Raw genomic sequence first — 21107 nt, forward strand, 5'->3', positions numbered from 1 at the left:
AGTAAGCGAAGACAGCACTCATTGAAGCACGCTTGATGCTTACTACAAAACTTGTAAATTTTGTGTGAGAAACTACTAGTACCCTATATTGAGAGGAAATTAATTACAGTAAGCTGTTAACACCATATTTCTTCTATAGAGAAACTACGACATCAGCCTTAAAATAGACACTTGGCATAAAAATTTTAAAATTATATTGATCAACTTGTCGTGAAATTGCTGAAATATCTAAATCATCACTGATTTAATTTGTTTTCCAGTGGATGACAAGCATGTTTCCGAATAAGGATTTTTACGGTTTTTAATTTTTCATATTTAATCGCTTATGACTGATCAACCACCCAACGCTCAAAATCTCAACAATAACGATCACAATGACATCACTCAAGAATTGCTAATCAAACTGCGACAAAAACAAGGTTACTGGGTGGAATGGGGACAAGCTTGCGCTTATCTACAAAAAGCAGGTTACAGTCCCCAAGCGATTTTTGAAGCTACAGGCTTTGAGCCCATACAACAGAATCAGGTGATTGTCGGCGCACAAGTTTACAACTCTATAGAAAAAGTAGGAGCATCACAAGATGTGATCTCTCATTATCAACAGCGTGGCAGTGATATCTTGTACGAGTTACGCTTGCTGACTCAAGAAGAACGAGCCGCCGCCGCTACGCTTACCTTTCAACACAAAATTGATGCTGACGAAGCACGGGAAATTGCCAGAGCAATCAAAGATTTCTCTCGTTTTCGTAATCCTCCAGAGGGCTTTTCTCAGCATCCCGGAGATGCGGTTGCTTATCAATGTTGGAAACTTGCCCGTCAGAATTCAGATTTTCAAACGCGATCACGTTTAATTGCCAAAGGCTTAAAGTTTGCCCATACGCAAACTGCTAGGCAGAAAATAGAACAGTTACTTACAGATTTTACAGTCGTACCCAAAAAACCAGCACCTACTCTACCCTATTACAGACCACAATCAGCCGAAGAAACACCGCGTCTAGTACCAGTAGTGGGTGAGTTACCATTAGCACCAAAAGACCTACAAGCAGTTCCCCTGGTAGAAGAAATGGAGCCTTTCCGCATCGTTAAATTTGCTGGAGAACAAGCTTGGGTTCCCTTACCAGGTTGGCAAACAATATTGGGTGCAGAAGATCCTGTGGTGATTTTATGCAATAGCGATCGCCTACCCAGCCAAACAAAAAGTAACCCAGAACCAGTTATGGTAGTTATTGATCGCGCCCAACGAGAATGGAACTCAGGTAGTTACTTTGTAGTAGATAACTCTGGAGAATTAGATTTTCAATGGTTTGAAACTGCACCGGAAGTACCTTTGTTAGGACGAGTAATTGTCATTGTTCTACCAAAGAAGATTTTGGATGAGGAATTGACAAAAGATTCTTGGCAGATAGATGAGTAGCTGTTGGGGAGTGTGGGGAGTGTGAGGAGAATAAAAAGTGACAATTGACAAATGACTAATACAAATGACAACCACCAACCACCAAGCTGATCCTCAGTCGCCTTCATCTTCTCTGAGAGAAAGTGCGATTTTAAGCATTCGCAATAGTCTGCGTCTAGGACAGCAACAAATGGCTGATTGGCACTCTGGGCCATTGGCTGTCTCTGCGGTTCCTGGGGCTGGTAAATCTACAGGAATGGCGGCGGCGGCAGCGATCGCGATCGCACATCAGTATCAGCGTTCCAATTCTTCGCGTTCGTCGGAACGTCAGCAGTTGGTAGTTGTTACATTTACTCGTTCTGCTGTTGCTAATATCAAAGCAAAAATCCGCAAATACTTGCGTGACGATTTATCTTTACCTCAAACTGGTTTTGTTGTATATACTTTGCACGGTCTGGCTTTGAACATTGCCAGTCGTCATCCGAATTTGTCAGGCTTACAATTAAATAATGTCACATTAATTACACCAACTCAAAGTCATCGCTTCATCCGTACTGCTGTTGAACAATGGATTGCTAGTTATCCAGGGCATTATTTTCGCTTACTAGAAGGTAAGCAATTTGACGGCGAAGAAACAGAAAGATTGCGTCGTCAGTCAGTATTGCGAACAGAAGTATTACCAGACTTGGCAACAACCGTGATTCATGAGGCTAAAAGTTCGGGAATGTTCCCAGAAGATTTACGGCGCTTCAGTGAACAAACTATAGATAATTATGAAATTTTAACTGTTGCTGCGGGATTGTACGAGCAATATCAAAACTTAATGCGATCGCGTGAGTTTATTGACTACGACGACATGATTTTAGCTGCACTGCGAGTCTTAGAAAATCCTAGCGCCCGTAGAATCGAACAAAACCAAGTCTTTGCGGTTTTTGAAGACGAAGCCCAAGACTCTAGTCCACTACAAACCAAACTACTACAAATTCTTGCCACTGACCCCAACAACCCCGACCAACCCAACTTGATTCGTGTTGGCGACCCCAACCAAGCGATTAACTCTACCTTTACCCCCGCAGACCCTATTTATTTCCGTGAGTTTTGCGAAGATTGCAACCACAAAAATCGTCTGGCAACAATGGATCAAGCAGGACGCAGCACCAAAATCATCATTGATGCTGCCAATTTTGTCTTGCAGTGGGTCAATAGTGCCTATCACCCCAAAACTCAAAATTCCCCCACTCCCCACACCTCCCCACCTCCCCACCTCCCCTTATCCCCAGAGGGGACCCCCGCCTTCCCCACCTTCCCCTCCCCTTCCGTCCTCAAACCATTCGCCTTGTTGATCCTGATGATCCTCAACCCGATGCGAATCCTCAACCAGTAGGGCGGGGACTAGAACTGTATACTCCACGTGATATTCATCACACAGTTCAATTACTCTCCCAAAGAGTCATTCAGTTGTTTGCTCAAGAGCCAAGTTCTTTTAGTGCAGCAATATTAGTTAGGGAAAACCGTCAAGGTAGATGGTTGGCAGAGGCACTTGCACCTATATGTAAAGAGCATCAAATTACACTTTATGATGTGGGAGAACGCGATCGCCATTCTCATGTACCACAAGAAATTTTAGCATTACTGCAATTTTGCGATCGCCCCCATTCACCCGACTATTTGAAAGCAGCTTTAGAAGTCTTTGTAGAACGGCAGTTAATTCCTACTCAAGACCTCAATGCCCCTGCTTCTGTACCTGAAGAATTCTTGTATCCAGGTCCTTTGTCTGCACCCCAACCGGAACCAGTACAAAAAGCCGCGCACTTGTGTCGTAGTTTGCTACGCGCCCGGATGGAACTACCTCTGTATCAGCTAATTTCCTTCCTAGCTTTGGCATTAAATTACGACCAAGCAGAACTAGCAACTGCTGACAAACTTGCAGAAAGGGTTAATTTGCAAATAGCTGGTCATGCTTCCATGACAAATATGCTGGGTACACTGAGTGAAATTGTTAGTTCCGAAAGATTTGAACCCGTAGAAACAGAAGATTTAGAAGCCCGCTACACTCGTCGCGGTCAATTAACAATTATCACTATGCATAAAGCCAAAGGGCTGGACTGGGACTACGTATTTATTCCCTTTCTACATGAAAACTTAATACCCGGTCGCTTTTGGGTTCCTCCCCAAAGCCAGTTTTTAGGAGACTTTACCCTATCAGAAGTTGCCCGCGCCCAAATTCGCGCTGCACTTCACAATCAAGCGAGTTTACCAGATGTTACACAAGCTTGGGAGCAAGCAAAATACCTAAAAACAGCCGAAGAGTATCGTTTGCTTTACGTTGCTATGACACGGGCAAAACGCTTGTTGTGGATGTCTGCTGCCCAAAAAGCGCCTTTTACTTGGAGTAAACCAGAGAATTTGCAAGCTTCAGCCCCTTGCCCAGTGTTCCCAACCCTGAAGCGGCAATTCCCTGAGTGTGTAATATAGCTATTTTATTCACAAGGCAATCTCATTGAAAAAATTATCTAATTTCATTCTCAGACTTCCACAGTGCTGCCGGTAATCGCCAGTAGAAACCCTTTTCTCTTTCCATAAGTTGATAACCGATCATTTCCCGTCGTAGTGTCGCGTAGTCTGAGTGATGCTGAGAAATAATTTCGTTGACTTGGCGTTCTGTATAAGTCACTTTTTCTTCAAATTTTCTAACTAACCACCTCAGTATAACTAAACGTTTTTTTCGAGAAGCAGGGATTTTCTTTAGTTGCGTACCATCAAGATAATTATTCAGTACTTTTTCTTCCCAATTCTCTAATTTATTGTTGTTCATAATTCTACCTATTGAAATAATGTTTAACTAATTCTTCTGATGCTTTTTGCAATTGACTTAGCATATTTTGTTGAATCTCATTTTTGAGTAAACAAAAAAATACTGCCATAATCTTCGTAAAATTTTTCTAATATATCATCCATTAATTGTGCTACTAGTTCCTGAATTTTATTTATATCGTTTTGCGAAATCTCCCTAATTTATAAATCACGTTATTTCATCTTGTTTGTGTAACTAATGCCAACATTTCTTGAGTTAATTCCTCTTATATACTTAGGCCTCCCTTGTCTAACGGCAGTTGTTGAAAGTTCCATTTTTTGGCTTGATGAAAGCGACTATCTTCTGAAAAAACAGGAATTTTTTTCTTAATTACCGGACGAATATTACCTTTAGAGGTTAGTAAATAAATAGTTTTTAACGGTTTAATAACTATTCCTTCAGCTTTATTAGCAAAGGTTAGCTTAGGTAAACCCAAAGTCTCTGGAATTTTAGATTCAAACTCGATGGAATATGCCATAGCATCTTCATATTTACCAATGAATAATGATTCAGCACTCATCATTCCTACTTGATGAAATAAATCAAGTGCATGGTCATAATTTAAGTAAGTTTTTTCTAAAGATGTTTGATTTTCTAAAATTGCTATATCAAAAGCATAATATTCTATTTTAGGTGAATAATAAACACCTGTTTGCACAGCCTGCACACTAACACCAGGCACAGCCTTTACTTCTGGATGGGGATACTCACCACCAAATAATTCTCCATAAATATAAATTCTCTGCAACTGCGTGGTAGGCTGCAAAAGCCAGAAGATTTCTTTTGCTTGCTGTGCTAGTTTGGTTCGTAGAGATAAATAATTGAAAAAATCTTCTCCTAGCTGCAAAAATTCCTTTCTCCTGGCAAAACGTACCTCTAATCCATTGGTAGTTATACCAAAGTTTGCACCATGAATTTTTTCTGTTACTACCCAATCTGTTTTCTTAAACAACCAATAATCTGATTCTGTCAGTTGCCATTGATGAAGGTTTTCTGGTATTTTTTCATAGGTGATAGATTTCCACTCTGTGGTATCACTACTCACTACGTCCATGAAAGTAAGCAAACTTGTAACTATTATTGTAGTATAGCGTAATTCAAAAGGTAAAAAGGCTTTGATTTGATAATTATGTTTAATATCAAATCAACAGGCGAAATGTTTATAAAAGTGAACACCAACACATACTGTTAACTGACTTCTGTGTTCATCCGTGTTCGTTTTTTTCTCTACTAGACTTAACCGCAAGCCACTATATTTTGGAGAAATCGAACACCGATACACACCGATACACACCGATGCACACAGATAGATGGTGCGTTGGTGTCAATCTGTGTTCTATGAGTGTTTGTTTCTAAAAGCTAAAAGCTTGATCTTTGTTATAATTTCAATCCACGCCAGATGTTAATTGGCAGCTAGAGTTTATACAATAGTAGGAAAATCCTTTAAATTTTAGTGCTTAAGTGTAATTGCTCATGACCACTTCACGCCGCCATTATCACATAACTACTTTCGGTTGCCAAATGAATAAAGCTGACTCAGAGCGTATGGCTGGCATTTTAGAAGACATGGGCTTTGAGTGGTCAGAAGACCCAAATCAGGCAGATGTAATACTCTATAACACCTGCACTATCCGGGATAATGCAGAGCAAAAAGTATATTCTTATCTAGGTAGGCAAGCAAAGCGCAAGCACGAACAACCGGATTTAACATTAATTGTTGCTGGTTGTGTTGCTCAACAGGAGGGAGAAACCTTACTGCGGCGAGTACCAGAATTAGATTTAGTTATGGGGCCGCAACATGCCAACCGTCTGAAAGATTTGTTGCAACAAGTATTTGATGGCAATCAGGTTGTGGCCACAGAACCAATTCATATTATTGAGGATATTACCAAGCCACGCCGAGATAGTAAGGTAACGGCTTGGGTGAACGTGATTTACGGTTGCAACGAACGCTGTACTTATTGTGTAGTACCGAATGTCCGGGGTGTGGAACAGTCTCGGACACCAGAAGCAATTCGCGCCGAAATGGAGGAACTAGGGCGTCAGGGTTATAAGGAAGTTACACTCTTGGGTCAAAATATTGACGCCTACGGGCGGGATTTACCAGGAGTGACACCGGAAGGTCGTCACCAGCATACATTGACAGATTTGCTGTACTATGTACATGATGTTCCGGGAGTGGAAAGAATTAGATTTGCTACTAGTCATCCCCGTTATTTTACTGAGCGCTTGATCCGCGCTTGTGCAGAATTACCCAAAGTATGCGAACACTTCCACATTCCATTTCAATCTGGGGATAACGAAGTTTTAAAACGTATGGCACGGGGTTATACCCATGAAAAATATCGCCGAATTATCAATACAATCCGTAAGTATGTGCCAGATGCGGCGATTAGTGCTGATGCAATTGTTGGTTTTCCAACAGAAACAGAAGAACAGTTTGAGAATACTCTCAAATTAGTTGCGGATATTGGTTTTGACCAGTTGAATACTGCTGCTTATTCTCCCCGCCCAGGAACACCTGCCGCAGTTTGGGAAAATCAACTCAGTGAAGAGGTGAAAAGCGATCGCCTCCAAAGATTAAACCATTTAGTGGCAACAATCGCAGCCGAGCGATCGCAACGTTATATGGGACGCTTAGAAGAAGTGCTAGTAGAAGACCAAAACCCCAAAGACAAAACCCAAGTCATGGGACGTACCCGCACTAACCGTCTGACTTTCTTTACTGGTGACATCAACGAACTCAAAGGTAAGTTAGTGAAGGTAAGAATCAGCGAAGTTCGGGCTTTTAGTTTGACGGGTGAACCAGTGGAGGTACGGGAGGTGGTATCAGTTTGAATTATCTAATTTTTCTGTATCATTACTATTTCCCTGTAACCTTATGGAACCAAAAGCATAGCCAATTGCTACTTTAGCGATATTAAAATATGCAGGACGATTTTCTTTATTAAGGATGGCCAAGGACAGCGATCCTGTCACTAAGATTATTAATATTGGCGGAAGCACCCCTGTCCAAAGGGTGCTGTTTTTTTTGACATACTGCGTAAAATACCGTATTTTTCTTGAACTATAAAAAATTAGTTCACCAATCAACAGCTTGTGTTACGCTATGTGCATTTAAGGTGTGGAGGTATCTTAAAGATGACAAAGTTGCGGGTAGGGTTGCTGTTTGGTGGTTGTTCCGGAGAACATGAGGTATCGATCACCTCAGCAAGAGCGATCGCAAAAGCATTGAGTTCAGGGCAAAATACCAGTAAGTATGAAATCTTGCCTTTTTACATTCAAAAAGATGGACGCTGGTTGGCAGGAGATACACCGCAACAAGTCTTAGCTTCAGGAAAACCACTGTCATTGCCTAACTCTGAAACTGGTAATCAATTAGTTAGCGCTAGTTCCCAATCTCTCAGTCGTTGGCAATCTCCTCCACAAGTTGGGGAAGTCAATGTTTGGTTTCCGATTCTGCATGGGCCCAACGGGGAAGATGGTACAGTGCAGGGTTTACTGACTTTAATGCAAGTGCCTTTTGTGGGTTCTGGAGTGTTAGGTTCAGCACTGGGAATGGATAAAATAGCTATGAAAATGGTTTTTGCCCAAGCTGGATTGCCACAAGTCAAATACAAAGCGGTGAACCGTTTCCAAATTTGGTCAAATCCTTGTGTTTTTCCCAAACTTTGTGATGACATTGAATTAACTTTGGGTTATCCCTGTTTCATCAAACCTGCAAATTTAGGTTCATCGGTGGGAATTGCCAAGGTGCGATCGCGTCAAGAATTAGAAGCAGCATTGGATAATGCAGCCAGTTATGATCGCCGCATCATTGTAGAAGCAGCAGTTGTTGCCAGAGAATTAGAATGTGCTGTTTTAGGAAACGATCAACCTAAAGCTTCAGTAGTAGGTGAAATTACCTATAAAAGTGAATTTTATGATTATGAAACTAAATATACAGAAGGTAAAGCAGATTTAATTATTCCCGCAGCAGTGCCAAATGCTGTGACTCAGCAAATTCAGGAAATGGCTTTACAAGCTTTTGCGGCTGTTGACGCTGCGGGATTGGCAAGAGTAGACTTTTTCTATGTAGAAGCAACAGGCGAAGTACTGATTAACGAGATTAACACCCTACCCGGCTTTACAGCCACAAGTATGTATCCCCTACTTTGGCAACACAGTGGTGTTTCATTCCCAGAACTAGTTGATCAATTAATTCAACTAGCTGTTGCAAGGTTCTCTCCTGTAGAAGTAGCAGGATCGAATTAGTGGTTGTCTTAGTACTAATCAAGTAGTAAAAAATACTAAAGCTTAAGAATAATTCGGTTTGGGTAGTCTTATTCTTTATAAAAAGGCTACTTAAATCCGAAATTTTGTTACGGATACGTGATCGCTCACTCCTCCAGTACAATTAATGACAAGAGGGGTACACATTTGAAAGTAGTCATGGAAAATACTCAAGCTGTACAGCAGCCATTGGAGGCAAAAGCACCCGTAACTGAAGCTGTAAAAAGTGGATCTCAACTACAAACAAGCAAAAACTCTCTACTACATCTGTTAGTCCAACACCCTTGGTTACTATTTGTTGGAGCATTACTGACTTTACTCAGTACTACTGCTATAGCTGTGTATAGTCTTGGTTATGTAGGACGTGTAGAGCGTGAAGAACCAGAATTCGTACAACTTGAAGCAGAATCACCGATCACTATAACCCCTCAAACCACCAAAGTATCCAAGAGTCCCATATCCTTACAGATGATAGCAGCGATCGCTATGAGTTGCGCCAGTGGATGCTTTGTCGTTTTTCTCTGGCTCAACCGTCCGAAACAGCAAAAAGTTCAAACAAATCCTCATCGTCGCCCTCAATTACGCTGGAGACAACGCCGTCAAGAGGCGCAAGAACCACTTCCTACCAATAATTTAGCAGTGTTTGTACCACCAGTACCGCAATCTTCTCAGACACCTCCAGAACCAGAAAAACCCATAGTTACTGTTTTGCCGCCAGAAGCAGAATTTAATAAAGATGGTAAAGACTCTTTAGCAAGCATGATGGATATTCGTAAACAGACTTCTTTGTCTGCATTGTTGCGCGAGTAAATTATTGGAATAGCCTTGAAAAAGTAAAAACAAATGCATAGAATCCCTATAAATAAATTTAGAGGATTTGATATGGATGCATTATATCTTAACCTGCTTTTCATCCAGTCAAGAAATAAATTTTAAGAACTCATACCAATTTTGGATTTTAGATTTTGGATTAAAACCATTGATTAATTGGCTTAAGACTCCCTATGCCAATTTAAAAGAAATACAATTTTTCTCTTATATCCTTACATCCCTATACCGCCTGTGTTTCTTGAGAGATTAGGCATTTTTAATTGAAATAATTATTTAAATCAAATTCTTAATATTATTGCCATTCATATTAAATATTAAAGAGGAAGTTTCAATCATACCCCTTTATTAAAATTATGTGCATTTTCCATAAGATACTAAAAATCGAATTAAATAATTGCCATTCTGCCAAAACCAGATTTTTCATACATAAATTTATATTTAGCTACTACAAATACCGATGATTATATATAGGGGCTATAGCTCATGAAGGGTCATACCACTCACCCTAGATATTAGCTAAAACTTAAAAAATTCAGGTAATTATCTAAACAATATAAAATTAGTAAATATCTTTTTTAGTCTTTATATAGGTAAGCATAAATAATGTTCAAGGAGTTACACAATTCTGGTAAAATTAGCATTTTTATGTGATTAATAGGTATTTTTTCAACTTTTTTTTGAGGAGAAATACTTGCCAATCTGGCAACTAAGCTCCAATTTATTCAGCTAAATTAAATCCAAGATAAACGACTTCAAGGGTGTTGTTATCAGGGTGTACCACAATAAAATATCTTTTATGTGGTATACCTCTATTGAATTATTTGAAGGCAATTTTAAAATATATCTAAATATGATATATGTAATAATTGCCTATTCAAATAAAAATAGTTTACACGTAATTAAATATTATTAGAGAGGATATTCTTGATAATTTATTAGTTGTTAAACATTGATTTTTTCCTAAGAATAAACAATAAACAACAAATACCCAATTAAATTTGACATTTACCGCACCAGGAAATTACATATGTATTGGCGTTGTTGTTCCACACTTAGCCCCCTAAACAAATAACAACGCTTGTGCATATTCCTGTTCTCTTCAGTGGTAAATGTTTGGGTGGGAGTCAAAAGCGATTGGTATGCTGACTCCCACTCTTTTTTTATGGGGTGATGGGGTGGTGGGGCAGTGGGGAGAGTCTGTAGACGCGCCTTCTTCGGCTTCCCGTAGGGTGGAGTGGGGCAGTGGGGAGATGGGGATGGGGAACTCACCGGCCCCCACTCCCTTGGAGGAGTGGGGATTAGGGGCAATGGGGGAAGTGGCGAATAACCACTAACCACTAATGTACAGACGCGATGTTCCTCGCGTCTCTACCCACTAACCACTAACCACTAACTAGGCGAAAATAGAAGGTTCGTGTCATCAGGTGCAGCCTGTGGCTAGAACACTTGATATATATGGATTCTAGCCTCTGAAGAACTTTTCTCTCTCAGATCCCTTTTTGCACATAATTCATAATTTTTCTAAATATATATTTTTTCAAGCATTTGACAAATAGTCTAAAATCTGTATTGTTGATTAATTTCTCATAGTGCAACAATCTTTTCTCATACACTCGCTTGAGAAATACTCAGGCTTTCAAACGATGGGAAGAAGATGAATGGTCAAGCCAAATTGGGATACAGAAGAATTAATTGAAAACTGGACACTTCTGCCAACGGAATTAGAATTAGTCAGAAACAAAGTCGGCGGTAATCAGATTGGATTTGCTCTGTTATTAAAACATTTTCAGATTTTTACCTGTTTTCCTGACGAAAAATCGTCTATTCCCCAAATTATTATCTCTTACATAGCAAATCAACTTAAAATTCCTGAAAGCTCATACTCAGATTATGATTGGCAAGGACGAACCGCAAAAGTTTATCGTGTTGAAATTCGTCGTTTATTTAATTTTAGAGTAGCTACCGTCCAAGATTCAGTAGAAATGAGCGACTGGCTCATTAAAGAAGTATTACCTCACGAACAAAAGTTTGAATCACTTGTTGAAAGTGTCTATCAAAGATGGAGAGAATTGCAAATCGAACCGCCCACATCAGGAAGGATTGAGCGTTTGATTCGTAGTGCTATCAGTCAGTATGAAAGTGAATTCTGCTATCATACACTTTCTGCGTTATCAAAAGAAAACCTGGCTGAAATTGATATTCTATTAATCACAGAACATTCTCTGAATGCAGAAGAAAAACAGGATTCTCTGAAGCTAAAAACTTCCGAGTTTGCCTTTCTCAAAACAGATCCAGGGCCTGTGGGCTTAGAAAGTTTCTTAACTGAAATCGAAAAACTCAAACGGATTCGCAGTATTGGTTTATCCCTTGACTTATTTAAAGGAATATCAACCAAACTAATTAAAACCTACCGTCATCGGGCAGCTACAGAAACTCCTTACCTTTTACGACAACATCCCCCAGCGATTCGCTATACTCTGATGGCAGCGTTTTGTGTTCAACGCGCTCAAGAGATTACTGATAATCTCATCGAATTACTAATGTCAATTATTCAACGAATTGGGACAAGAGCGGAAAGGCGTATCAACAAAGAATTAGTCTCCGACTTTAAAGAAGTAACCGGAAAAACTAATATTTTATTTCGCATTGCAGAAGTAGCTGTAGCTGAACCTTCGGGAGTTATTGAAAAAGTTATATATCCTGTAGTTTCTCAGAAAACTCTTAGAGATTTAGTGGCTGAATATAAAGCAACTGGTACAGCTTATCGTCAAAGAGTACATACTGTAATGCGTTCTTCTTTTGCTAGCCACTATCGACGGCTGATTCCGCAACTATTAGAAGTCTTAGAATTTTGTTCTAATAATGACATTCATCGCCCTGTAATTCAGGCATTAGAACTACTAAAAAAATATGCTCAAAGTAAATCCCGATATTATGATAACGGAGAAACTATACCAATTGATGGAGTCCTCAAAAGTGGTTGGAAAGAAATTCTCTTAGAAAAAGATTCTGATGGCAAAGATAGAATCAATCGAATTAACTACGAAATTAGCGTTTTACAAGCTCTGAGAGAAAGACTCAGTTGTAAAGAAATTTGGGTAGTAGGAGCATCTCGTTATGGTAATCCAGATCATGATTTACCTACTGATTTTGAACAACACCGTCAAGTTTACTATCAGGCTTTAAGCCTTCCATTAGATGTAGAAACCTTTATCTCAAGCTTACAAGAACAAATGGCACAGGGGCTAGAAAAATTAGATAAAGGAATGCCCAAGAACCAAGATGTTACTATTATCGGGAAGAAAGGTCAAAGTTTTATTAGACTTAGCCCTATAGACCCTGCGCCCGAACCCATTAATCTTAAACAACTCAAGGGAGAAATTAACAAAATTTGGGAGCATACCAGTCTTTTAGACATTCTCAAGGAAACGGATTTAAGAGTAGATTTTACCCGTAACTTCACAAGTATGGGTGCAAGAGAGATTATAGACAGAGAAACACTACAAAAGCGATTATTACTGTGTCTTTATGGCATGGGAACTAATACTGGATTAAAGAGAATTAATACAGGTATTAATGGCGAAAACTATCAAGATTTACTTTATGTACGTCGTCGGTATATCCACAAAGACCAGTTACGCAGTGCAATTGGTGATGTTATTAATGCTATTTTCTCTATTCGCTTACCTCATATTTGGGGAGAAGGAACTACTACCTGCGCCAGTGATAGCAAACATTTTGGCGCATGGGATCAGAATCTTCTAACCCAGTATCATCTCCGTTATGGGGGTCGAGGAGTCATGATTTATTGGCACGTCGAGAAAAAATCTACCTGTATTTATTCCCAACTCAAAACTTGTTCTAGTAGTGAGGTGGCGGCGATGATTGAAGGGGTTTTACGCCACTGTACTAATATGAATGTGCAGAAAAATTATGTTGATAGTCATGGTCAAAGTGAAGTGGCGTTTGCTTTTACTCACTTATTAGGATTTCAGTTAATGCCCAGATTGAAACGGATTAAGGTACAAAAGTTATATCGTCCTCACGTTGGACAAAGTGATGCTTACCCTAATCTACAACCGATTCTGACTCGCCCAATCAACTGGGATTTGATTCGTCAACAGTATGACCAGATGGTGAAGTTTACTACTGCTTTAAAGTTGGGAACGGCTGAAACAGAATCAATTCTCAAACGGTTTAGCAAAAATCCCTTTAAACATCCCACTTATCTGGCATTATTGGAATTAGGTCGAGTGATAAAAACGATTTTCTTGTGTCAGTACCTTGACTCAGGAGAAGTCCGGCGAGAAGTTAATGAAGGATTAAATGTAGTGGAAAGATGGAATGGGGTTAATGATTTTATCTTTTACGGTAAAGGTGGAGAGTTTGCTTCTAATCGCTTGGAAAGTCAGGAGTTATCGGTTTTATCTTTACACAAGAGTGCAGATATGTTTAGTCTATGTGAATACTTTGATGATTCAGAGTGTTCTGGAGCAGAAGCATTGGCAGCAAAAGTTAACTGAAGTCGATTTTAGAGCAATTACTCCTTTAATTTTCAGTCATGTCAATCCTTATGGTACATTTAAGCTGGATCTCAACGAGAGAATTGCTGGTTTGACACAACAACTGGTTGCTTAATCTCTCCAAAACTTTTCAAATCTTTGAGGTGACATTTGAGTATAACGAACTGTGTGGTGTATATTCTTATGTCCTAAATAGTCTTGAATTGCTCTGGTATCATGACCTTGGGCAGCTAAATAGTAACACAAGCATGGCGCAGTTGATGGGGATGAACTGGTTCAGTAATTCCAGCACGCAAACCTGCTCGTGCAATAATGTGACGAACGGCTCTGGTTGATAGTGGAGCTTTGCGCTCGGACACAAAAACATAGGGAGTATCGGGATAATCCCGTTGCAGTTGGCGCAACGCTCTGAGTTCAGGAGCGCGTAACGGATGAACGGTATCATGCCCATGTTTAAGGCGATGAATGTCGATATGGCCCTCCGAAAAATCTATTTGTGACCACTTGAGTGCAATTAACTCAGCAGTCCGAAGTCCATGCCGGAACATAAGTAAAATCATCGCTGCATCCGGAGCCCCATGCCGACCGACAGAGCGCACCGCACTGATCATTGCTTCAACTTCCTTCGGTCGCAAATATTCTCGTTCGCGTGCGGATGGGCGTTTTGCTGGTGGAGTCGAGTGGTTGGTTGACTTTGCCGAAAATGGAAGTTGAGTAGTGTGGGTAGACATGGGTCAAATCCTCATGTCTTGGCTGCTATCTCCATCATACTTTGCCTAAATTGAGACGAACTAGGCAAAGTTATCATTTGTATTTCTTATCAATTACCCCTAAAAAATCGGTCATTTTTACAAAACTTTACAAGGCTGCACCTGGTGACACGAACCTTCTATTTTCACCAACTAACAGAATTGTGTATCCTGCAAAAATTCTAGGATTGCTGCATTTAGGACTTTGGAAGCACCAGTGGAAGCATCATGACAGCAGTTAGGCAGAATTTCTAACCTAGAATTAGGCAGGTGTTGATGCAATTTTTCTCCATGAGTAGCAGGAAACCAACTATCTTGTTTTCCCCATAGAATTAATGTCGGACAGTGGATAGAACTAAGATTATTTTGGATTTTACTCAACAAATTGGGTTTATTGGCTTTTAGGTTCTCAATTTCCTGTACTGCTATTTGTACCTCTTCGGCTACTTTGGTGAGAGTACCCCTGAGTTGAGTGTATGGATAAGTTATCCAGTAAACATCTTCCTGTGTTAAAACAGATGGATCAAACAGTACCCGACGCCGTTCTATTGCCATTACTTCTCTTACCAATGGAGCTAGTAAATTTGCTAAAGCTAATGTGTCGATCGCTTGTATAACTTCTAAAGGAGTTTGAGCAAGCAGTGACATGCCCCAATGGGGAAGACTTTCGGCAAAAATTGGTACATTTACTACTACTAACCGTGCTATTAGTTGCGGATATTCTTGAGCTAAAGCCAGGGCAATTAATCCACCTAAAGATTCTGCCACAATTGCCACAGGCTCATCACTTAGTGATTGAATTATTCGCTCAAATTCTATGACTTGATGACCACTGTGTTCTCTGCGTAACAATGGTTTTTCGGAAAATCCATACCCTTTGGCATCAAAACAAATTACCCGAAAGTATTTAGATAAAGGCTGAATACTGTGACGCCAATTATAACTCCAGCTACCCATGCCATGTAAAAAAAATATAGGTCTACCAGTACCTATTTCTCCATAAGCAATCTGTACAGGATAACCATGAGCATCAGAAATTGTAATACTTTGTCGCCCTTTGGGAAAAGTAACTTGCCACCAATCTTTCATTCTTTTTGTAAAAACTCATTTAACTACCGGTTAAGGCTCCCCACAGCAGTCTCATTATTATCACAGGCAATGCTACTAATACAATGGCAACAAACAGTAGTCCAATCAAAACTGCGAATACAAACCACTTATTAGCACTTTGATTTTGACTAGGAAACTTTAAATATTCTTCTAGCAGTCTGACATTACGCTCGTTTGCTGTCCAAGCAAAGTCAAACAAATCTCCCAATACTGGCGCAGCACCCACCAAACCATCAATGATGATATTAAACACCATTCTGCCTAAAGTTCTTGCTGGCACACCCAGGCGTGCTGATTCTAGGATAATGTAAGCAGAAAGCATGACACCTAAAAAATCACCACCAACGGGTATAAGTCCTAAAATTGGATCTAAACCAATGCCAACACTTGTTCCAGGAATAACGATGGCTTTATCTAGCAGGCGACTAAGCTGACGTAGACGCTTGAGAGTAGGTGCTTTAGCTTCAGGATCAATAGTGGAAAACCGACGAGATGGCTGAGACATGGAAGCGATCGCGTGTCTGTGATGAAATCCTAAACATTCTACTCCTCTACTGGGAGTTTGCAAGTATTTTTTGCTATAAGTAACAATATTTACAAAAAAATTTGGTAGTTGGTAATTGCTAATTGGTATTTTTCTTCTCCATTACCCATTACCCATTACCCATTACCCATTACATCTTATGAGTCAAGAATTAACACAGCAGTGGTTAACTGAAATTCAGACGCTAAAACAGCAAGTGGCACATTTGCAACAAGAACGGGATGCTGCTTGGGAAAGTGCACAAAAATGGCGGAAACTCTATAATACCGAAGCAGAACAACGTCGTACAGATACTCAACTCTCCAAACAGACGATCGCTTCCTTGCAAGCACAAATTCAACGCTTGCAAGGTATTGAAGCAGCACAACTCAATGATGGTGCAGCGACAGCAGCTATTGTCCAAGAAATAGCCCAAATTAAATCAACAGAGGAATTAAAAGCGAAACTAGTTGCTGCCATCAAAGAACGCGATCGCCTACAACAGGCGTTGAAAAACGAACAAGATGAACACGCCCAAACTCGTAAAAGCCTAACTACCGCCTTGGGTGATGCTATTGATAGCTTAACGCGCCAGCGTACAGAAACAGGAAAACAAACAGAGAAGATTTAACTATTTCAGCGTAAGTTGTCCAATAGCCAAAATTCTGATTTTCAGATAGAGGCAATTCCTGAATTGCCTCTACAGCGTGTAGTTTAGCGTAAGTCCTAAACAAAGAATTGCATAAATACAAAGAAAGAATTGAAAATCCCACCTTTTAATTTAAAGATGAAAGTTAACCCACTTCTTCCCCAGATGCCGAAAGTTCACCTACACTGGCACTTTTGAGCGAAGCAGGTAAGGATTGAGAATTGCCAGCGTATGGCTGAGCTAGGTTAGAACGCAACTGACGCATCAGGCTACCCATTTCTAGCGCTGACATAGCATAGTCCCAGCCATGATTACTTTTAATACCAGCCCGTTCTAAAGCTTGTTGCATGGTATCAGTTGTTAAGATGCCAAAAACTACTGGTACACCAGTTTGAAAGGAAGCAGCAGCAATACCTTTTGCCACCTCAGAGGAAACATAATCAAAATGAGGTGTTTGTCCTCGGATGACAGCACCCATACAAATGATGGCGTCGTAGCGTCCTGAAAGAGCAAGTTGGCGCGCTACTACTGGAACTTCAAAACTCCCTGGAACCCAAACATAATCTACTTGAGAACCATGAGGATCAACATCGACACCGTGGCGTTTTAAGCAATCTTGACACCCCTCTAGTAGCTTTGTGGTAACTAGATCATTGAATCGTCCAATTACCAATGCAAACCGCAAAGGTTCTGTCTGCGTAAAAGTTCCCTCGAAAACTGCCATGACCGCCTCTAAATCAACTATACTCTGCCACTATATACATTTCTTCTATTAAGACAACAGGAGCAAAGAGGATGGGGAGATGGGGAGGTAGAGAAGTGGGGGGAGTGGGGGGAGTGTGAGGAGTGGAGATGTTCTCTTTGTCCTCCTTGTCTGGCTTGTCTCCCGTGTCCTCCTTGTCCTTCTTTTCCCCTGTATCCTTTTATTGCTCCTATTGCCCCTGTTGTTTTTATGCTATTAACTAGTTGTGTGTGGCGGCAGTTGCTTAAACTACGAAAAAGCTCAAGAGTGCAACTAAAATTACTAAGCCAATCCAAGCACCAGAACCAAGCCACAGCAATTTTTTCGACTCATTCCAGTTTTGGGGAGTGGCATAAGCAACAGGAACGCCAATCACCATTGCAAAAGACACAAGTACCAGAGCTAACAAAGCAATTTGGAATATAATACTCATTTTCCCTTCTCCCAAGACAGCGAAGATTCTTAAAGATAGAATATCTACAGGGTTAAACCAACGTTATTCCTTATTGTTAAGCTAGCAGAAATTGCAACATTTTAGTCATCTGTCCTTTGTCATTTGTCATTAGTCCAGGGTCAAGTGTCAATTGTCCAGAGTCAAGTGTCAATTGTCATTTTTCCAGAGTTTTTACAAATGACCATTGACTATTGACCATTGACAAATGACTAATGACTAATGACTAAACTATGGATCTAATTCTTTGTCATACAACGGCTGATTTTGATGCCTTGGGGGCAGCCATAGGGCTGACACGTTTGCTCCCAGGTAGCAAGATTGTATTAACAGGCGGCGCTCACCCACCAGTGCGGGATTTTTTGGCATTATATCGCGATGAATATCAGTTGATTGAACGGCGTTCTGTCAATCCGAAAAAAATTCGTTCTTTGACTGTGGTAGACACTCAATATCGCGATCGCTTGGGTAAAGCAGCAGAATGGTTAGATTTACCCCATCTTAAAGAAATCACAGTTTATGACCATCACCTCGAACAACATGGTGATATTTCTGCAACAAAATTACATATTGCCCCTGTAGGCGCTACCACAACTGTGATAGTGGAAGAATTGCAAAAACAGCAAATTTCCCTATCGACAGCAGAAGCAACAGCTATGGCATTGGGTATCCATGTTGACACAGGTTCCCTTACCTACGACCATACTACACCACGGGATGCCCTCGCCTTAGCTTGGCTGATGCAGCAAGGAGCTAATTTATCAGTTGTTGCTGAGTATGTAGAACCTGGCTTGTCTCCACAATTACAGCAGTTATTATCAGAAGCGCTTGACGATTTGCAATATTTATGCATGCGAGGTTCCACTGTAGCTTGGGTAATACTGGTAACTGATGGTTATGTACCAGGTTTATCGAGCTTAGCCTCCGAATTGATGGAGTTGACAGAAATAGATGCTTTATTGTTGGCGAACAAATATGGTGTGGGAGAAGGTGATTCACGCTTCACAGTAATTGGGCGATCACGAATTGCTGATGTCAACCTCAACCAAATCTTTCAACCATTTGGTGGCGGTGGACATTCGCAAGCAACATCACTGAATCTGCGGGGTGTAAATTGCCAAGAAATACTCAATCAACTATTAGAAGGGTTAAAAGCGCAAATTCCCCATCCACCCACAGCACGAGATTTGATGTCATCCCCGGTTCGTACGATTCGTCCAGATACCACAATCGAGGAAGCACAGCGAATTTTGTTACGCTACGGACACTCTGGTTTATCTGTAGTCGATGCCCAAGGCAAACTACTAGGTATTATCTCGCGTCGGGATATAGATATTGCTTTACATCACGGCTTTAGTCATGCACCTGTCAAAGGTTACATGACGATCAACCTGAAAACAATTAGCCCTGATACCACCTTGCCAGAAATCGAGTCATTAATGGTGACTTATGATATCGGACGATTGCCTGTATTAGAACACGGGCAATTAGTAGGTATAGTCACCCGCACAGATGTTTTGCGGGAGTTGCATCAGCAAAATGATAGCGAGAAGGGGAGAGGAAGGGAAAAGGGAACAGAAGGAGATGATGTTGAGATTCCGACATTGGGAGAATTGCGCGATCGCCTGAATCCGAAACTTTGGGAATTACTCACCAAAGCATCTGCCCAAGCTAAGCAACGGGGCTGGCATTTATATTTAGTAGGGGGAGCAGTACGCGACTTACTCCTAGCTAAAGAAGCATCTGGTAGCTTGTTAATCCAAGATATCGACTTAGTAGTCGATGGGTTTCACAAAGCCGCAGATGTCGGTGCAGGTGTAGAGTTAGCCAAGGCACTCCAGCAACTTTACCCAGCAGCACGGTTAGAGATTCACGGTGCTTTTCAAACTGCTGCCTTACTTTGGCACAAAGATCCAGAATTAGATTCTTTATGGGTAGATATTGCCACTGCTAGAACAGAGTTTTATCCTTACCCAGCTGCAAATCCTGAAGTCGAAGCAAGTTCTATTCGCCAAGATTTGTATCGGCGTGATTTTACCATCAATGCCTTAGCACTGCGACTTACGCCTCCTCGTGCTGGCAAACTCCTAGATTTTTTTGGTGGTTTGCTAGATTTACAAGCAAAGCAAATTCGGGTTTTACACGCCAACAGCTTTATTGAAGATCCCACCCGCATTTACCGGGGTGTGCGCTTTGCTGTACGCTTTGGATTTAAAATTGAACCGCAAACAGAAGAATATATCCGTTATGCGATCAACAGTGGTGTTTACGATCGCACTACCAAAGAAAATAATAAAACCCCTGCACTGCAAACCCGTCTGAAAGCAGAAATTAAACACATCCTGGAAGCAACCTATTGGCAAGCTGCTTTAGAGTTACTCGGAGATTTGGGGGCGTTACAGTGTATTCATCCGAGTCTGAAAACACTAGACGAAAAGTTATTGCGACAATTACGGTTGCTAGAACGCTGTTTACGCAAATTTGATACTGAACAAACTTTGCTAACTCACTGGCAAATGCGCCTAGAAGCGATGATCGCTTACCTCGCCCCAGAATACCGGGCAAAGGTGGCAAAGAATCTGCAATTACAGGAAGATAGCATTGAACGCTTGGAAAAATTAGCTCAAGCACAAGCTGAGATCACAAATGCTTTACCCACTTGCCAACTCAAAAGCCAAGTGGTGAAGTTGTTAAGAGCCTACGACTTGCCAATACTGATCTTAGTGGCTTTACATAGTTCCCGATCTATTAGAAAGATCCTGTGGCATTACTTAACAGTTTGGGTCCATATTCAGCCTATTTTAAATGGTAATGATTTGAAAAAACTTGGTTACAAACCCGGGCCACAGTATCGGCAAATGCTAGATGATCTACTAGCTGCAACATTAGATGAAGAGATTCGCGATCGCACTCAAGCAGAGAAATTTTTGACACAGCACTATTCTCAGTAGATTATTGGGTTGAAGTTGGTTCCACTGCGTTGTTAGGTGTTAGTTATGCGGAAACAAAT

General features: G+C 40.7%; 13 protein-coding genes and 3 pseudogenes. 9 read left to right on the forward strand and 7 right to left on the reverse strand.

Annotation, left to right across the window (positions count from 1 at the left end):
• Positions 1-325: 325 nt before the first annotated feature.
• Both RS893_RS12300 and RS893_RS12305 read left to right on the forward strand, forming a co-directional pair.
• The gene (locus RS893_RS12300) at positions 326-1414 is read left to right on the forward strand and encodes a RuBisCO accumulation factor 1 (RefSeq protein ID WP_315791408.1); all 1089 of its coding nucleotides are present in this window, start codon (positions 326-328) and stop codon (positions 1412-1414) included.
• A gap of 64 nt (positions 1415-1478) precedes the next feature.
• Positions 1479-3868 (forward strand): annotated as a pseudogene (locus RS893_RS12305) (ATP-dependent helicase).
• A 34-nt stretch (positions 3869-3902) separates the two neighbouring features.
• On the opposite strand, the gene RS893_RS12310 reads toward RS893_RS12305, so the two are convergent.
• Together RS893_RS12310 and RS893_RS12315 are read right to left on the reverse strand one after the other, a co-directional pair.
• Positions 3903-4208: a DUF2087 domain-containing protein gene (locus RS893_RS12310; RefSeq protein ID WP_315791409.1), complete on the reverse strand. Its 306-nt coding sequence runs from the start codon at positions 4206-4208 to the stop codon at positions 3903-3905.
• Between the two features lie 265 nt (positions 4209-4473).
• A complete protein-coding gene (locus RS893_RS12315) occupies positions 4474-5301 on the reverse strand; it encodes an RNA ligase family protein (protein WP_315791410.1) in 828 nt (275 codons plus the stop codon).
• A 419-nt stretch (positions 5302-5720) separates the two neighbouring features.
• Between RS893_RS12315 and miaB the strand changes: the two genes are divergently transcribed.
• From miaB to RS893_RS12340, 5 genes and pseudogenes are all read left to right on the forward strand, one after another.
• Positions 5721-7085 (forward strand): tRNA (N6-isopentenyl adenosine(37)-C2)-methylthiotransferase MiaB, encoded by a 1365-nt coding sequence (gene miaB / locus RS893_RS12320; RefSeq protein ID WP_315791411.1) that lies wholly within the window; start codon positions 5721-5723, stop codon positions 7083-7085.
• A gap of 303 nt (positions 7086-7388) precedes the next feature.
• Complete coding sequence (locus RS893_RS12325; RefSeq protein ID WP_315791412.1) at positions 7389-8501, forward strand: D-alanine--D-alanine ligase family protein; 1113 nt, start codon at positions 7389-7391, stop codon at positions 8499-8501.
• 177 nt (positions 8502-8678) lie between these two features.
• Positions 8679-9329 carry a hypothetical protein gene (locus RS893_RS12330; RefSeq protein WP_315791413.1) on the forward strand — a complete coding sequence of 217 codons (651 nt, stop codon included), beginning with the start codon at positions 8679-8681 and terminating at the stop codon, positions 9327-9329.
• Between the two features lie 1130 nt (positions 9330-10459).
• Positions 10460-10684 carry a hypothetical protein gene (locus tag RS893_RS12335; RefSeq protein ID WP_315791414.1) on the forward strand — a complete coding sequence of 75 codons (225 nt, stop codon included), beginning with the start codon at positions 10460-10462 and terminating at the stop codon, positions 10682-10684.
• Positions 10685-11008: 324 nt separating this feature from the next.
• Positions 11009-13988: pseudogene (locus RS893_RS12340) on the forward strand (Tn3 family transposase).
• Here the strand turns inward: RS893_RS12340 and RS893_RS12345 are convergent.
• From RS893_RS12345 to RS893_RS12355, 3 genes and pseudogenes are all read right to left on the reverse strand, one after another.
• Positions 13985-14604, reverse strand: a pseudogene (locus RS893_RS12345) (tyrosine-type recombinase/integrase). The pseudogenes RS893_RS12340 and RS893_RS12345 sit on opposite strands and share 4 nt — an antisense overlap.
• A 171-nt stretch (positions 14605-14775) precedes the next feature.
• A complete protein-coding gene (locus tag RS893_RS12350) occupies positions 14776-15711 on the reverse strand; it encodes an alpha/beta hydrolase (RefSeq protein ID WP_315791416.1) in 936 nt (311 codons plus the stop codon).
• Between the two features lie 19 nt (positions 15712-15730).
• Entirely contained in the window at positions 15731-16237 is a 507-nt protein-coding gene (locus RS893_RS12355) for a DUF4112 domain-containing protein (RefSeq protein WP_315791952.1), read from the reverse strand.
• Positions 16238-16415: 178 nt separating this feature from the next.
• On the opposite strand from RS893_RS12355, the gene RS893_RS12360 reads away from it, so the two are divergent.
• Positions 16416-16886, forward strand: a complete 471-nt coding sequence (locus RS893_RS12360; protein ID WP_315791417.1) for a hypothetical protein — start codon at positions 16416-16418, stop codon at positions 16884-16886.
• 163 nt (positions 16887-17049) lie between these two features.
• Here RS893_RS12360 and ribH read toward each other — a convergent pair whose 3' ends face one another.
• Positions 17050-17628, reverse strand: coding sequence for a 6,7-dimethyl-8-ribityllumazine synthase (gene ribH / locus RS893_RS12365; RefSeq protein WP_315791418.1), 579 nt, complete (start codon positions 17626-17628; stop codon positions 17050-17052).
• 262 nt (positions 17629-17890) lie between these two features.
• Positions 17891-18079, reverse strand: a complete 189-nt coding sequence (gene psbZ, locus RS893_RS12370; RefSeq protein ID WP_016871356.1) for a photosystem II reaction center protein PsbZ — start codon at positions 18077-18079, stop codon at positions 17891-17893.
• 251 nt (positions 18080-18330) lie between these two features.
• Here psbZ and RS893_RS12375 point away from each other — a divergent pair, with 251 nt between their 5' ends.
• Positions 18331-21048 carry a CBS domain-containing protein gene (locus RS893_RS12375; protein ID WP_315791419.1) on the forward strand — a complete coding sequence of 906 codons (2718 nt, stop codon included), beginning with the start codon at positions 18331-18333 and terminating at the stop codon, positions 21046-21048.
• Positions 21049-21107 lie beyond the last annotated feature (59 nt).

This window comes from Fischerella sp. JS2 (assembly GCF_032393985.1).
Taxonomy (GTDB): Bacteria; Cyanobacteriota; Cyanobacteriia; order Cyanobacteriales; family Nostocaceae; genus Fischerella.

Bases quoted from the DNA above. Each gene is read 5' to 3' on its own strand.
- RS893_RS12330 (WP_315791413.1), top strand. From the start codon at position 8,679: ATGGAAAATACTCAAGCTGTACAGCAGCCATTGGAGGCAAAAGCACCC.
- RS893_RS12325 (WP_315791412.1), top strand. From the start codon at position 7,389: ATGACAAAGTTGCGGGTAGGGTTGCTGTTTGGTGGTTGTTCCGGAGAA.
- RS893_RS12360 (WP_315791417.1), top strand. From the start codon at position 16,416: ATGAGTCAAGAATTAACACAGCAGTGGTTAACTGAAATTCAGACGCTA.
- RS893_RS12375 (WP_315791419.1), top strand. From the start codon at position 18,331: ATGGATCTAATTCTTTGTCATACAACGGCTGATTTTGATGCCTTGGGG.
- RS893_RS12350 (WP_315791416.1), bottom strand. From the start codon at position 15,711: ATGAAAGATTGGTGGCAAGTTACTTTTCCCAAAGGGCGACAAAGTATT.
- psbZ (WP_016871356.1), bottom strand. From the start codon at position 18,079: ATGAGTATTATATTCCAAATTGCTTTGTTAGCTCTGGTACTTGTGTCT.
- RS893_RS12300 (WP_315791408.1), top strand. From the start codon at position 326: ATGACTGATCAACCACCCAACGCTCAAAATCTCAACAATAACGATCAC.
- RS893_RS12355 (WP_315791952.1), bottom strand. From the start codon at position 16,237: ATGTCTCAGCCATCTCGTCGGTTTTCCACTATTGATCCTGAAGCTAAA.
- miaB (WP_315791411.1), top strand. From the start codon at position 5,721: ATGACCACTTCACGCCGCCATTATCACATAACTACTTTCGGTTGCCAA.
- RS893_RS12315 (WP_315791410.1), bottom strand. From the start codon at position 5,301: ATGGACGTAGTGAGTAGTGATACCACAGAGTGGAAATCTATCACCTAT.
- RS893_RS12310 (WP_315791409.1), bottom strand. From the start codon at position 4,208: ATGAACAACAATAAATTAGAGAATTGGGAAGAAAAAGTACTGAATAAT.
- ribH (WP_315791418.1), bottom strand. From the start codon at position 17,628: ATGGCAGTTTTCGAGGGAACTTTTACGCAGACAGAACCTTTGCGGTTT.
- RS893_RS12335 (WP_315791414.1), top strand. From the start codon at position 10,460: ATGTTTGGGTGGGAGTCAAAAGCGATTGGTATGCTGACTCCCACTCTT.